General features: G+C 50.7%; 14 protein-coding genes. 4 read left to right on the plus strand and 10 right to left on the minus strand.

Annotated features, from left to right (window positions below; genetic code table 11):
* Window positions 1–3 precede the first annotated feature (3 nt).
* From BUA93_RS00980 to BUA93_RS00990, 3 genes are read left to right on the plus strand one after another with little or no spacing between them, the layout of a single operon-like run.
* Complete coding sequence (locus BUA93_RS00980) at window positions 4–924, plus strand: M23 family metallopeptidase (RefSeq protein WP_072976659.1); 921 nt, start codon at window positions 4–6, stop codon at window positions 922–924.
* A gap of 13 nt (window positions 925–937) precedes the next feature.
* Complete coding sequence (locus BUA93_RS00985) at window positions 938–2059, plus strand: hypothetical protein (RefSeq protein ID WP_072976661.1); 1122 nt, start codon at window positions 938–940, stop codon at window positions 2057–2059.
* Window positions 2056–2775 carry an NUDIX domain-containing protein gene (locus BUA93_RS00990; protein WP_072976662.1) on the plus strand — a complete coding sequence of 240 codons (720 nt, stop codon included), beginning with the start codon at window positions 2056–2058 and terminating at the stop codon, window positions 2773–2775. The genes BUA93_RS00985 and BUA93_RS00990 overlap by 4 nt, the downstream gene beginning before the upstream one ends.
* An 84-nt stretch (window positions 2776–2859) precedes the next feature.
* Here BUA93_RS00990 and BUA93_RS00995 read toward each other — a convergent pair whose 3' ends face one another.
* From BUA93_RS00995 to dprA, 3 genes are read right to left on the minus strand one after another with little or no spacing between them, the layout of a single operon-like run.
* Entirely contained in the window at window positions 2860–3072 is a 213-nt protein-coding gene (locus BUA93_RS00995; protein ID WP_072976664.1) for a hypothetical protein, read from the minus strand.
* 16 nt (window positions 3073–3088) lie between these two features.
* The gene (locus BUA93_RS01000) at window positions 3089–3346 is read right to left on the minus strand and encodes an FtsB family cell division protein (protein ID WP_254793789.1); all 258 of its coding nucleotides are present in this window, start codon (window positions 3344–3346) and stop codon (window positions 3089–3091) included.
* A gap of 25 nt (window positions 3347–3371) precedes the next feature.
* Complete coding sequence (gene dprA, locus BUA93_RS01005; RefSeq protein ID WP_072976668.1) at window positions 3372–4286, minus strand: DNA-processing protein DprA; 915 nt, start codon at window positions 4284–4286, stop codon at window positions 3372–3374.
* Here dprA and mazG point away from each other — a divergent pair.
* A complete protein-coding gene (mazG, locus tag BUA93_RS01010; protein WP_072977223.1) occupies window positions 4285–5115 on the plus strand; it encodes a nucleoside triphosphate pyrophosphohydrolase in 831 nt (276 codons plus the stop codon). The two genes, dprA and mazG, sit on opposite strands and share 2 nt — an antisense overlap.
* Before the next feature lie 721 nt (window positions 5116–5836).
* On the opposite strand, the gene fusA is transcribed toward mazG, so the two are convergent.
* The 7 genes from fusA to BUA93_RS01045 all read right to left on the minus strand — a co-directional run bounded on the left by fusA (window position 5837) and on the right by BUA93_RS01045 (window position 12832).
* Entirely contained in the window at window positions 5837–7966 is a 2130-nt protein-coding gene (gene fusA / locus BUA93_RS01015) for an elongation factor G (RefSeq protein WP_072976669.1), read from the minus strand.
* 95 nt (window positions 7967–8061) lie between these two features.
* The gene (locus tag BUA93_RS01020; protein ID WP_072976671.1) at window positions 8062–8691 is read right to left on the minus strand and encodes an EcsC family protein; all 630 of its coding nucleotides are present in this window, start codon (window positions 8689–8691) and stop codon (window positions 8062–8064) included.
* Between the two features lie 121 nt (window positions 8692–8812).
* Entirely contained in the window at window positions 8813–9148 is a 336-nt protein-coding gene (locus BUA93_RS01025; protein ID WP_072976673.1) for a hypothetical protein, read from the minus strand.
* An 89-nt stretch (window positions 9149–9237) separates the two neighbouring features.
* On the minus strand, window positions 9238–9999 hold the full coding sequence (gene map, locus BUA93_RS01030; RefSeq protein ID WP_072976675.1) for a type I methionyl aminopeptidase: 762 nt from the start codon (window positions 9997–9999) through the stop codon (window positions 9238–9240).
* Window positions 10000–10135: 136 nt separating this feature from the next.
* Window positions 10136–11530, minus strand: coding sequence for a DEAD/DEAH box helicase (locus tag BUA93_RS01035; RefSeq protein ID WP_072976677.1), 1395 nt, complete (start codon window positions 11528–11530; stop codon window positions 10136–10138).
* Between the two features lie 114 nt (window positions 11531–11644).
* Window positions 11645–12232, minus strand: coding sequence for a hypothetical protein (locus tag BUA93_RS01040; protein ID WP_072976679.1), 588 nt, complete (start codon window positions 12230–12232; stop codon window positions 11645–11647).
* A 57-nt stretch (window positions 12233–12289) separates the two neighbouring features.
* Window positions 12290–12832: a GIY-YIG nuclease family protein gene (locus tag BUA93_RS01045; RefSeq protein ID WP_072976681.1), complete on the minus strand. Its 543-nt coding sequence runs from the start codon at window positions 12830–12832 to the stop codon at window positions 12290–12292.
* Between the last annotated feature and the right edge of the window lie 283 nt (window positions 12833–13115).

A 13115-nucleotide genomic window follows, 5' to 3' on the forward strand; every position in this document is an offset into this window, starting at 1 on the left:
CCGATGTCGTTCGAAGTCCAAGAATATAAGGGAAAGAGAAAAAACTACAATCCCCAACATAAGTTTCCGCTGATCCGGCTATTGTTGCTGGCATTGGCGGCTTTCTTTGCTTATTGGTCCGGTCTGACATCCAAGATCGCCGATGCGCTCCCGTTGCCGGGAAACTCCGATGAGGTCCCGATTGAAACTTGGGATTCCCGTTGCAAGCTGTACGGGGGAACTCCGTTTGAGTTGCCGCGTGGGTTGGCCCAGTGTTCGTGGATTTTGGATGATTCCGTTCCGGTGGTACGCCTGCCCAATCCTTTTTTGCGCTACGTGGCGTCGCTTCGCAAGGGTGAAAAGTCCAAGTTGCACTGGGTCGCCCCTGTCGAAGATTTCAAGGACGCGATTCTCGTGGTGCACGAGGATTCCACGAATGCCGTTTACCTGCGTTACATGAACGAGGATTCGACCCGTTTCTGGATTTCCAAGAATACCGGCTGCAAGTTCCCGGGCGTGTGCCCGCAGCTTCCGCTGGAATGGTCCGCCCTCCCGATTAGCGAAGGTTTCGACTTCGAGGGGCAGGAATCCCTCCTGGCCATGGACGTGTTTTACGGAATAGGCGAGGCCCCGATTTATCCGGTGCTGCCGGGCCGAGTTATCGAGATTGGGCGCGATTCCCTGGGTTTCTTTGTCGAACTGGATCATGGCTACAATGTCGCGAGCAAGACTTCCGGAATGGGGGCTATCGGTGATTCCCTGTCTGTCGGTGATTCTGTCGGCATCGGTTCTGTGCTGGGACGGCTTTTGCCTAGGGACAGTGCCATGTTTTTCTTGACGGTCCGTCAGAACGGTCAGTTTGTTCGCTGGACCGATTTTTACGCTTTGACTCACCCTGTATTGCCAGACTCGCTTTCTTCTTTTGAAAAGTCGATCGGTTTTTAATACTTTTGGTCTTATGAAGTTTTGCCTTAAGTCTCTATCCGGTCTCTTGACGATACTTGCCTGCATGGCCTTGTTCCTTGCGGGTTGCGAAAAGGATAGCGATGGCCCGATGGAAGTATCCGTCGATCATTTCAGCTACCGTGGCGAGGGATTTTTCAAGGCGGCCAAACTAGATTCGGGCCGGACAATCCATCTGTCGAAGGATACCCTGTTCCTGAACATGGGGCAGATGTGGACCTTTTCTAACTGCGCTCTGGAATCGATCGACCTGCAACTCCATAAGGAAGATTCCGTCCTTTGGATTTCACCGGTGCTAAAAATTCACGCGACTTCTGAAGATTGCCCTGCGCCTTATTACCGCCCCGATACGGTTCTCAAGTTGTTGCTTTCAAATTCGCAGATGGATGGTGTCGGGCTCATCAAGGTGAAAAACGATACGGATTCCCTTCTGGATTCAATCCTGCTTCGTCGTGGGAGCATTACGAAGGATACTTTCGATATCTACCTAGATTCCTACTTTGCGGATGTGCACGCCTATCCGCTCCGTACCAAGGAGAAGAAGAATGGCAAGACCGTTCCGACTGTTATGCGTGTGCTGGATTCACTGACGCCGCGCGTGTTCTACTGGCGTACGATGAAGTCCATTTGTACCTATCGCGTCGATAACTGCGTCAACACGGTTGCCGATACGATTTATCCGAGCCGCTGGAATATTAATGATACGAACCTGGTTCCCGTGCATTACGCCTGTGCCGATTCCGATTCCGTTTACTGCATCAATTCCAAGTGGGAAAACGATTCTACCGAACTGGGAAGTGTTCAGGAACGCCCCGATACGATTTGGCATTACAGCACTTACTATATGGAAAATATCCCTGATTGCGGAAGCTACGATTCGATTGCGGTCAGCAATTACGGCATTGGCAACCGGGTGCGTTTTATCCGTAAGCTATTGACTCCCGATGGCGATGAAACCTTTTGTGGTCCGTCATCGCTGAAAAATTGGATGGTGTATAATTTGTCTGGAACGGTGATGGTCGTGGATTCGGATTCGCTAAAAGTACTTGATAGCTTGTCTGCAACTTGGAAAAAGGCGACCGTCGCTCCGGATACGTTGATTCAGAAAGAAAAATGATCGAATATACTTATTCTCCCGAAATTGCCGAGGCGGACCGCCCGATTATCCTGGAATCCCGCATTTACAAGGATTGGCTCGAAGCCTCCCAGAAAAAATTTGTCGTCAATAAGGTGCATTTTGCATCGGTGGATTTTTTGCGTAAGGGCCGTCAGCCGTTGTTTATCAAGCTAGCCGCCACGGCGACACTCCCCGACGGGCGCCCGGTGCACGGGATTGTCCTGGTGCGCGGTAATGCGGTCGGTGTTCTGGTGGTGCTCCGTTGCGAAGGGAAAAAGTACTTGCTGCTCGTGCGCCAGCCGCGCTTTGCCATCAGCGAACAGGCTTCCCTAGAGATTCCCGCAGGAATCCTCGACTGGACGGGGGACTACCGCAAGGTGGCGCTTTCTGAACTGGAAGAAGAAGCTCAGATCAAGGCGGAAGATTCCGAACTGATTGACCTGATGGATTTTTGGTACAAGGGAAAGAGCGACGGATTTGCAGCGAGTTGCGGCCTGTTGGACGAACGCATTCGTTTGTATGCCATCGAACGTGACGTGACTCCCGAACAGCTGAAAGCCATGGATGGCCGCGACCAGGAATACACCGAAGAAATCGAATGGATCAAGACTGTGGTGATGCCTTACGAAGAGGCCGCCCACGAATTTGTCGATGGAAAGAACTTGATCGCGCTCTTCTTGTACGAACGCTGGCTACGAGAAAATTCGGAATTATGATTTCAGATTTCAGAATTTGAATAATCGCGGCGGAGCTGCTAGAAGAAAATAATTCCGAACTCCGAATTCTGAAATCCGAATGAACTACCAGTTGCCAAGGTTATTGATGGTCAGGCCTAGGAAAAATATTGTCAGGTAGCCGTACCAGAGACCCGTGAGCACGTAGTTCAGCTTGCGCTTGTAGGCCTTGGGCTCGTTCTTGTTCTTTTCGCGGATTACAAGAATGTTCTTGCGCAGAAAATATGCGCAACCAGCAAGACCGATCAACGAAGCGAGAATCAAAAGAACGTAAGCCATGCGCGAAATATAGCAATTACGGAACGAGCTGGAAAACTTTCTCGCCCTTGCGGCTCATACCGTAGCGAGTACGAAGGAGGCTTTCCTTGTAGAGCGAATCGTTTTTGAGGCGTTCGATTTCGATATTGCAAGAATCGATGGCATGCTTCAGCGAGTCGATTCTGGCCTGGTAGAGCTCGATGTCATGGGCGACCTTGTTCTGTTGGTTGATGCTGTTTTTACCGAACAGCAACTGAGACGCCACCACCGCGATGGCGATGACGACTGCGAGCAAGGTTAACCAGAATCGTTTGTTCAAGTCAGGGTGTCCCGTTAAAGTAGAATTGGAAATTGTCCGGAGTGCTTGCCAATCCGGCAAGTTCCAGCTCTGTTAATATAGCTAATATGTTGACTGGCTTGAGGTTACATTCCCGCTGAAGGTCGGGAAAAGTCTTGCGGAAACCGTTGAACTGCTTGAAAAGGCGGAGCGCGTCGGGTGAAAGGGTGCATCCGGTGGCGGCAACTTGAGAAAGACTCGGTGCCGTACAGAGAGAATCGTTTGACTTGACCTGCGGAAGCCCGGCAACCAGACGCAGACTTTCGGGGATGAAGACGGGGGTTGCCTTTCCCTGGTCCAAGTAGAAATTCGGGCCGCTTGCGACTTCGCTGTCGAAATCTCCGGGGACGGCGAACAGAGGCTTGTTCTCTTGCAGGCAGTTGTCGGCGGTGATCAGGGCTCCGCCCTTAAGTTTACTTTGTACTAAAACCGTTCCTTGAGAGAGTCCGCTGATGATGCGGTTCCTTGCCGGGAAGTTCCCCTTGTAGGCGGGGAAGTCTTTTTCGTATTCAGTGAGAATGCAGCCTCCTTTGTCGACAATCTGCCTGGCGAGTGTGGCGCGGTCTCCGGGAATGGGAATGTCGAGCCCTTGAGCGATCACGGCGATGGTCGGAATCCCGTATTCAATGGCGGCCTCGTGGCAGTAGCTGTCGATGCCCTGGGCGAGTCCCGATACGACAACGGCGTTCGTTCCGATGAGCGATTTGACGAGCCTGCGACAGAGTTCTTTGGCGGAATTGCTCGGACGGCGCGTGCCGACCATGGCGATTCCGACGGATTCTTTTTCGGGGAGTGTCCCGATGCCGTACAGGCGCTTCGGCATGAACTTGGATTGGGAAAGGGCGAGAGGAAAATCTTCGGGCGCAAGTTCCATATACTTTCTATCTTTGTGGGTCATGAAATACTCCTTTCAAGACTTGTTGAATATCATGGCCACCCTCCGTTCGCCCGAAGGGTGCCCTTGGGACCGTCAGCAGACGCACCAGTCCCTGTTGCCGTATCTTGTCGAAGAATCCCACGAATACATTGACGCCGCACAGGCGGACGACAAGGTCCACATGGCGGAGGAACTGGGCGATGTCCTGTTCCAGGTGGTATTCCATTCCCAGGTCGCAAAGGAAAATGGGGATTTCTCAATCGACGACGTGGTGCAGGGAATCTGCGAAAAGATGATCCGACGCCATCCTCACGTTTTTGGGGACGCGAAAGTCGATGATTCGAAAGGCGTTGTTCGCCAGTGGGAACGCATCAAGGCGCAGGAAAAGAATAATCTACCAATGGCGGGCAAGTCTGCTATGGACAAAGTAAGCAAGAGCTTGCCGACGCTCGCACGTGCCCAGGAACTTCAGCGCCGTGCAGCCAAAGTGAGCTTTGACTGGACCGAGGCTGAACCTGTCTTTGACAAGGCTGTAGAAGAATTTAGTGAATTTCGCACCGAAATGCAAGCGGCCTCGCCAGAAAATCGCAATATTGAGCGTATGGAAGATGAATTTGGCGACATCATGTTCAGCTTGGTGAATGTGGCGCGCCACTGCGGCTTCAACGCGGCCCTTGCGCTGGAACGCGCAAACTCCAAGTTCGAACGCCGTTTCCGTGTTGTCGAGCAGATGGCCCGCGATCAGGGCAAGGAAATGAAGGACATTGGCCTCGAGGGCCTGCAAGAATTGTGGAAACAGGCTAAAAAAAAAGTCATTGCGAGCGTAGCGCGGCAATCCATTGGACTCTAATTTGGAGCATTCCACTTTGGAATAAGACTTTTACGAAATTTTTTCCGCAAGCAAATTTTTTACGGTATATTATGTAATGTGCTTCCAGTCCATTCTGGTTTAGCGAAGGGATGCTGGAGCAAATCACGGGGTAGAATAGACCGGAAGCACGCTTGTTTTCTTCTAATTCCACTCGTCCCGCAGGGTAAAACCTGCGGGATTTTTTTGTGGATCCCGTCGCGATTTTCAATCGCTCCAGGATGACTAGCAAAAAAAGAACCCGGTGAGTATTATGACCGCACGAGCTGCAAATAAGTTGGTTCTTATACTTGGCTCGTGCTCTCGCCACCGCCCCAACTTTACGTTTGGGGCTTTGTGGCTCACGGTCTCCCATCAGGATGACCAACTAAAAAATCCCCGGTGCATTGCACCGAGGATTTTAAACTTCTAAGAAGTTTGGCTTAGCTTTTTTTTGTGAGCCTCAAGCGACTCGTATTGCGATAATATCGCATAAACCAGCGCCTCAACAATATAAACAAGCAAGCTTGTTTCTGCTGTATTCGGCTTAGGCTTATTTAACGAGTCGTGGTGGCGAGAGAACTGGCTCCAGAGTAAGAACTCTGTTGAATTTAGCCGGTTCGGTCGTCTGTGAACGACGAAGCCCCGGTTATTAAACCGGGGCGGTCGTGAGAGGTTTGACTGAAGAGTAAGAAACTACTTAAGTCTAGTCAAACCGGTCTGTTTAGGCTCTAGCCTTGGCCTTGTCGCCGTACTTCTTGATGAGTTCGTCCTGGATGTTCTTCGGAACCGGGAGGTACTTGCAGAATTCCATGGTGAATTCAGCCTTACCCTGGGTCATAGAACGCAGGTCAGTAGCGTAGCCGAACATTTCGGACAGCGGGACTTCGGCGGTGATGGTGGTCATGCCGAGTTCTTCGTTCGTACCGGTGATGGTACCACGACGCTGGGAAACGTTACCCACGACAGAACCCTGGAATTCGGTCGGAGTCTGGATTTCGACCTTCATGATCGGTTCGAGGATCTGAGCGCCAGCCTTTTCGAAAGCTTCGCGGAAGGCCATACGGGCTGCAACCTGGAACGCCATATCAGAGGAGTCAACCGGGTGGTATGCACCATCCTGGACTTCCATTTCGATACCCACAACCGGGAAGCCGATCAAGGAACCAGCTTCCATGCAGCTCTGGAAACCCTTGTCGCAAGACGGGATGTATTCCTTCGGAATACGGCCACCCACGACGGAGTTCACGAAGTTGTAGACCTTTTCCTGGTCGCCTTCGACAGCCATCGGACGCATTTCGCCGACAACCTTAGCGTACTGACCAGAACCACCGGTCTGCTTCTTGTGAGTGTAGTCGAACTTGGCCGGACGGGTAATGGTTTCGCGGTAAGCCACCTGCGGAGCACCGGTCGTCACGTCGCACTTGTATTCGCGGCGCATACGTTCGATGTAAACGTCGAGGTGAAGTTCGCCCATACCCTTGATGATGGTCTGGCCGGATTCCTTGTCGACTTCCACCTGGAACGTCGGGTCTTCCTTGGTGAAGCGGTTCAGAGCCTTGGACATGTTGTCCAGGTCGTCGCGGTTCTTGGCTTCGATCACGAGTTCGATCACCGGATTCGGCACGTGCATAGAAGTCATGTTGTAGTGGTTCTTGCCATCGGTAAAGGTAGTACCGGAAGCGCAGTCGATACCGAACAGGGCAACAATGTCGCCTGCACCGGCTTCGGTGATATCCACCATCTCGTCGGCGTGCATACGCACGAGACGGCCCACGGACACCTTCTTGCCGGTGGCCATGTTGGTGATCATGTCGCCCTTCTTGAGGGTACCCTGGTAAATACGGATGTAGGTGAGCTGGCCATAGCGGTCGTTCACGAGCTTGAACGCGTAGCAGACGAGCGGAGCGTTGTCTTCGGACTTCAGCACGACTTCGGCTTCGTTGTTGTCGAGGTCGAGAGCCTTGTTTTCAACTTCGGTCGGGTTCGGGAGGTAGTCGATAACGCCGTCGAGGAGCTTCTGGACACCAACGTTCTTGTGAGCGGAACCCATGAACACCGGGGTCACTTCGAGGCTGATGGTAGCCTTGCGGATGGTGGCCTTGATGAGGTTCTTGTCGATTTCGTCGACGCCATACTGGCCTTCCATAGCCTTTTCCATGATTTCGTCGCTGTAGTCTGCGCAGCAGTCGATCAGCTTTTCACGGTATTCGTTAGCCTGGTCAACGAGTTCGGCCGGGATTTCCTTTTCGATCATGTCGTCGCCGTTAGCGCCTTCGAAGTAGTAGGCCTTCATTTCGACGAGGTCGACCACGCCCTTCAGTTGGTCTTCGAGACCGATAGGAATCTGCATGACGCAGGGCTTGTGGTTGAGCTTTTCCTTGAGCATGACAGCCACGCGGAGCGGGTTTGCACCGGAGCGGTCGCACTTGTTCACGAACACGACGCGCGGCACATGGTAGCGCTTCATCTGGCGGTCAACGGTAATAGACTGGGACTGAACACCTTCCACGCCGGTGAGCACGAGGATAGCACCGTCGAGCACGCGGAGAGAACGTTCCACTTCGATCGTGAAGTCCACGTGCCCCGGGGTATCAATGATGTTGATGGTGTCGGCTTCGCCAGACTTGGTGTGGGTCCAGTTTGCAAACGTGGCAGCAGACTGAATCGTGATGCCGCGTTCGCGTTCAAGTTCCATGGAGTCCATCGTGGCACCGACGCCGTCTTTACCACGAACTTCGTGGATAGCGTGGATACGCTTTGTGAAGTAGAGGATACGTTCGGTAAGGGTGGTCTTACCGGAGTCGATGTGGGCAGAAATACCAATATTTCTGTGCTTTTCAATGTTTTTCATATTTTATTCCACAAATGGAGTTGATGTTTGAGTTGCGCCCAAAGATAGAAAAAAAAAGCCCCCTTTCAAGGGCTTAACTTTGGAGAGGGGTGGGTTTATGCTTGAATTTCGGCGTCTTCGACTACCGGTTCCTCGGGGTTGTCCGCCAGGGCCTTGAAATAGGCGGCGGCCGTTTTCCCGACTTCGTAGGTGTCGTAGAAGGAGTACGCCCCGTTCCCGATTGCCCCGATGGCCGGGATGGCGCGGAGGGCAATCTTGCCGAGGAGCTTTGTCGAAATCTTCAGACCTATCTTTTTGAGCAGTACTTCAAGGGCGGCAAGCGAGAGCTTCTGGACCACGATGCGGCTTCCGGTACGGACGGCAATGTCGCGGACCAGCTGCGCTGCACTGTGGCGGAAAAGGCACCAGACCATGGCTTCTCGGCTGAGTTGGGCGAACTTGCCGTAGGTAGCGGCGATATCGGATACGAGCTGCGCCTGGATGCGCCAGATGGCGGCAATGTCGGGAATGGAGGTCAGAACGCCCGTGACGCCCGCCGGAACCGAAAGGGTGGCGCTGACCATGGAGGCCTTGACGGCCGCTTGACGGATCAGTTTGTTAATCTTGTCGTCCGAGTTCTCGGTGGGGGAGTACAGGGACTCCGGAATGTCCGTTATCAGCTCGAACAGCAGCGAACTCAGCTTTTCCTTGATTTTTTCCATCTTTTCGTCGGTACAATCGCTCATAAGAAACTCCTTAAGAGACTAATATACATTATTATGAGGTATGAGGTCGCTCGCAAGCTCGCTATGAGCTATGAGGTCGGCACTTTGTGCCTTTGAGGTGTCTAGCCTCACGATTCATAGCCTAGAATATAATCTTCGCGATTCCGCCGGCGAGTCCGGGGAGGGTATAGCGGAAGGTCTTGCCTTCGAGCCAGTACGAAAGCGCCTGGTCTATCCATTCGCGTTCGCTGGTAATCTTGCGGATGACGATGTCGGTACCTTTGTCGGTGTCGTCAAAGTAGTAGTAGCCGCGGAACTTAATCGGGAAAATTTCGCCGTGCAGGAGCACGCTAACGTCGGCGGTGCCGTTGTCCGAATCAATAGAGATGGACTGGACATCGCCGAAGCGCTTGACCAGTTCGTGATTCTTGACAAAGGCTTCGACCGCCTTGTTGCGTAAGTTACCTAACAGCGACATAATCAATTATGAGTTCGGATTTCAGAATTCAGAGTTAATATTAAGTTGAACTTTAACTCCGAAATCCGAATTCCGAAGTCCGAATTATATTAGCGAGGGAGCGTTAAAATTTCAATTCCGTTCTTCGTGCGGGCCACGGTGTGTTCCCACTGGGCGCTCAAGGAGCCGTCGCGGGTCACTGCTGTCCATCCGTCACTGAGCGTCTTGGTGCCCGGACGACCCACGTTGATCATGGGTTCCACGGTAAACACGTTTCCGACTTCGATAAACTGCTTGAGCACGTTGTTGCGGAAGTGGTACAGGGTCGGTTCTTCGTGGAAACCGCGACCGATACCGTGACCGCAGTAGTCTTCGACCACGCTGAATCCGTGTTCGTCGGCGATGTCCTGGATGGCGTTACCGATGTCATAGTAGCGAGCACCCTGTTCGCCAGCGGCGCGGATACCTTCTTCCATGCAGAACTTGGCGGTGTCCACCAGCTCCTGGGCGAGGTTGCTGACGCGGCCAACGCAGAACATGGCGGATGTATCGCCGTGGTAGCCCGAAAGAATTGTTGTGATGTCGATGTTCACGATATCGCCGTCTTTCAGGATGGTGTTTGCACTCGGGATGCCGTGGCACACGACTTCGTTGATACTGATGCAGGCGTAGCGCGGATAACCGTGGTAACCCATGCAGGCCGAAATACCCTTGTGCTTGCGGGTATAGTCGCCGATGAATTCGTCAATTTCGAGTGTGGAGACGCCGGGCTTGCACATTTCGCCCGCGCGGATCAGCGTTTCGGCAGCGAGAGCGCCGGCGTCGCGGATCAGTTCGATTTCTTTTGCAGATTTGATTTTAATCTTAGCCATTTGAAGTTTTGAGCTCGCGCTTCGCGCTTTGAAGTGTGAGGGCGCTCGCGTTGCTCACTTTGAGGTTAGTTCTTAGCGGTTAGTGGTTAGGATAATTTCCTGTTTGCGGCCTGACGGCCTAACCACTGTCTACTGTTTACTTTTTCCACGCGTAGCGGTCAACAAGGTAGGCGAGCAGCATCTGGTCTTCTTCGGTGCCGTTTGCGAGTTCCTTCACCAGCGGAATCACGCGGCTGATACGTTCGCGGGCCTTCTGGCCACCGAAGTGGTTCTTTTCCTGTTCGAGCTTGGCGCGTACGCGTTCGCTTACTTTCTTTGCAATTTCTTCGTTTGTCGGTACTTCCATCTTGATGAAGTTGATGCCGAAGTCAGCGGCAGTCTGCTTCATGTCGATTTCTTCGACCGGTGTAATCAGCGAAATGCAAAGACCGCTGCGGCCCGCACGGGCGGTACGTCCGCTACGGTGCACGTACACTTCGTGGTCGTCGGGGTGGTCGTACACAATCACATGCGTCACGTGGTCCACGTCAATGCCGCGGGCCGCCACGTCGGTACAAATGAGAATGCGGAGCTTTTTGTCGCGGAAGGCGTTCAAGGTCTTTTCGCGCATGCTCTGGGCGACATCGCCACTCAGGGCACCCACGTTGAATCCGTAGCCCGAAAGCACCTGTTCCAGGTAGCTCACGTCGCTCTTCTTGTTGCAGAAAATCATGCAACTTTCGGGGTTGTAGTATTCCAGCACCTTGATGGTCATGGAATCCTTGTCCATCACGTCGCAGGGGTACCAGCGGTGTTCCAGGTTATTTGCGATCACCTTGTCGTAGCTGAGCGACAGGAATTCAGCACTCGGACGCTGGAATTCGCGGGCGAGGCTCTTCACCGTCTGCGGAATGGTGGCGCTGAACATGGTGCAGGCAATCTGCTTGGGCAGGTAGCGGCGAATCTTCTGCATGTCGGGGTAGAAACCCATCGAGAGCATTTCGTCGGCCTCGTCCAGAATCAGGTCGCGGATGTCGAGGAAGTCTACATTGCCGCGCTGCACATGGTCCATCAGTCGGCCCGGTGTTGCTACAATGATATGCACGCCGTTCTTGAGTGCCTTCAGCTGCGGTTCGTAACTCACGCCACCGAAAATCGCAACGGAACGGATGCCCGTGCCGGCAGAAAGTTTCTCAATTTCGTCTTGAACCTGCAAGCAGAGTTCGCGAGTCGGCACCAGAATAAGAGCCTGCGGGAAAATATGGTCGCGTACAATCACCTGCAAAAGCGGGAGCACGTAGGCGCCGGTCTTTCCCGAACCGGTCTTGGACTGCACCAGCATATCGCGGGCGGCCAGCATGTAAGGAATCGTCTTGCGCTGCACCGGCATCAAGTCGGTCCAGCCGTGCTGTGCGAGAACAGCCTTCTGTTCTTCGGGCAGCATGTCAAAAGTGTAGTCGGGGAGCTTGTGTTCCGGCTCGATAATCTTAACGGGAGTCAGGAACGGGTTGACTTTCTCTTCTTTCTTTTCTTCTTTAACTTCTTCGCTCATAGTGCGAGCAAATTTAGAAAATAGACGAGAGGCGAAAGACGAGAGACGAAAGAAATGCTCCCTAAAATGTCATTTCCGTGAAGGCAAGAATCGTTTTTTGGTGTTAGAACTGGGCTAATCTATTGGTTCTAATTCAATGTTTTTGACCTGCTTTAATTCTTCAATGATTTCATTCCATGATTCATGGTGTTTTTGAGGGTAAAGAATTGCGCATGTAATATTAGGGAATGCTTTAGCGAAATCAAGATTGCTTTCGTTTAAAAAAAGAGTGACTCTATTTATGCTTGGATATTTTTTTCGCAATGTTTTGAACTGGTTAATTATGAAATAAGGATCCCAGGTAAATATTTTGGAATACCTCATTTTTAATATGATGCTTTTTTGTTCGTCATCACAAAAACGAAACCAGTCGAAATCAATGCCATTTTCAGTTCTTTTTGTTAAGCAAAGTGTTTTGTCTTCGAGTTGCTCTTCAAAATTAGCAAGCCATTCTAGTTTATTTTCAATATTATTGCATTGAATAAAATTCGATTCGTCTAGAATATATTTAGAAAATGGATCGTTTATAGCATTTTGCATTCCATAGGCAAATGAACCCATAGTGTGTTTGGCAAAATGGTCAAAATCGGGCAGGTTGTTTAGATGAATTGGATTTTTGCAGAGAAAACGGGTTCCTTCTAATGAGTATTCTAGGCCGTGCATAGATTCAATAAGGGAAACTTCTTCTATTTGCGTATATTCCCATAAGAAAAAATCTTTTCATTTGTGAAAATCCTGTTTTATTCCAAGAATTAAGTAGATTTTCTGGCCTTTCAGTTTTAAGCAGTCTCTTTTTTTTGATACTGTGGTTGAAAAATCTTCTGCTTGATTGTTTAGAATGGATTCTTCTCCAGGTATGTATCTTAACGCATCGTAATTATGGTATTGCACATAGCAGAATTCTTGATTGTTGTTGTCCTTTCTAGGCCACATTCTGTCGGGGCTAGGTGGACACATCATTCTGTTATATTCTGGTTGAAGCTCGTCTATTTTTGCGTATTCGTATTCTGTTAGGCTATCTCTGTCACATTCTAAAAGAACTTCAAATTTGAAATTGCCATAGATACCCGGTTGCGAAACTTGTTGCGTTAGCCCGTATTTGCAAAATGCTCTGCGGAGTGGATTTTCTTCATCAGGATTCTTGATTTTATCAAGTGATTGCGTATGCTGTTTCCATCTGCTTGAAATGTTGATGGATTGTCCAATGTAACTTTTTCCATTGACTAAGTTTGTGATTTGGTAAATACCGCAGACGGGTTGCATAGGTCTAAAATAAATAGGCTTTGTAAATCAATGAAAAAAATAATAAAAAACAGCTTGGCTTTGCGATGCTCAAATTGAAGTTCGCGGATATAAAATAAAAAACAATCATCAATAAGTTTTTGCACATACATCGTTTTTGATAAAAAGAAATCTTGGCGAAAATAATTTTTACAGTTAAAAGTTGAAAAAAATGTCTGAAAAAAGCGTGTATAGTAATAGGGGCCTAAAATGAGCCTTTGAAAAAATCTCTGTAAATTTAATATAAGACATTTATTGATGGGTC

The organism is Fibrobacter sp. UWH4, from assembly GCF_900142475.1.
In the GTDB taxonomy this organism is placed as follows: Bacteria; Fibrobacterota; Fibrobacteria; order Fibrobacterales; family Fibrobacteraceae; genus Fibrobacter.

Excerpts from the sequence above, each read along its gene's own strand:
- BUA93_RS00980 (WP_072976659.1), top strand. The coding sequence starts at position 4 with ATGTCGTTCGAAGTCCAAGAATATAAGGGAAAGAGAAAAAACTACAAT.
- BUA93_RS00985 (WP_072976661.1), top strand. The coding sequence starts at position 938 with ATGAAGTTTTGCCTTAAGTCTCTATCCGGTCTCTTGACGATACTTGCC.
- BUA93_RS00990 (WP_072976662.1), top strand. The coding sequence starts at position 2,056 with ATGATCGAATATACTTATTCTCCCGAAATTGCCGAGGCGGACCGCCCG.
- BUA93_RS00995 (WP_072976664.1), bottom strand. The coding sequence starts at position 3,072 with ATGGCTTACGTTCTTTTGATTCTCGCTTCGTTGATCGGTCTTGCTGGT.
- mazG (WP_072977223.1), top strand. The coding sequence starts at position 4,285 with ATGAAATACTCCTTTCAAGACTTGTTGAATATCATGGCCACCCTCCGT.
- dprA (WP_072976668.1), bottom strand. The coding sequence starts at position 4,286 with ATGACCCACAAAGATAGAAAGTATATGGAACTTGCGCCCGAAGATTTT.
- fusA (WP_072976669.1), bottom strand. The coding sequence starts at position 7,966 with ATGAAAAACATTGAAAAGCACAGAAATATTGGTATTTCTGCCCACATC.
- BUA93_RS01020 (WP_072976671.1), bottom strand. The coding sequence starts at position 8,691 with ATGAGCGATTGTACCGACGAAAAGATGGAAAAAATCAAGGAAAAGCTG.
- BUA93_RS01025 (WP_072976673.1), bottom strand. The coding sequence starts at position 9,148 with ATGTCGCTGTTAGGTAACTTACGCAACAAGGCGGTCGAAGCCTTTGTC.
- map (WP_072976675.1), bottom strand. The coding sequence starts at position 9,999 with ATGGCTAAGATTAAAATCAAATCTGCAAAAGAAATCGAACTGATCCGC.
- BUA93_RS01035 (WP_072976677.1), bottom strand. The coding sequence starts at position 11,530 with ATGAGCGAAGAAGTTAAAGAAGAAAAGAAAGAAGAGAAAGTCAACCCG.
- BUA93_RS01040 (WP_072976679.1), bottom strand. The coding sequence starts at position 12,232 with ATGCACGGCCTAGAATACTCATTAGAAGGAACCCGTTTTCTCTGCAAA.
- BUA93_RS01045 (WP_072976681.1), bottom strand. The coding sequence starts at position 12,832 with ATGCAACCCGTCTGCGGTATTTACCAAATCACAAACTTAGTCAATGGA.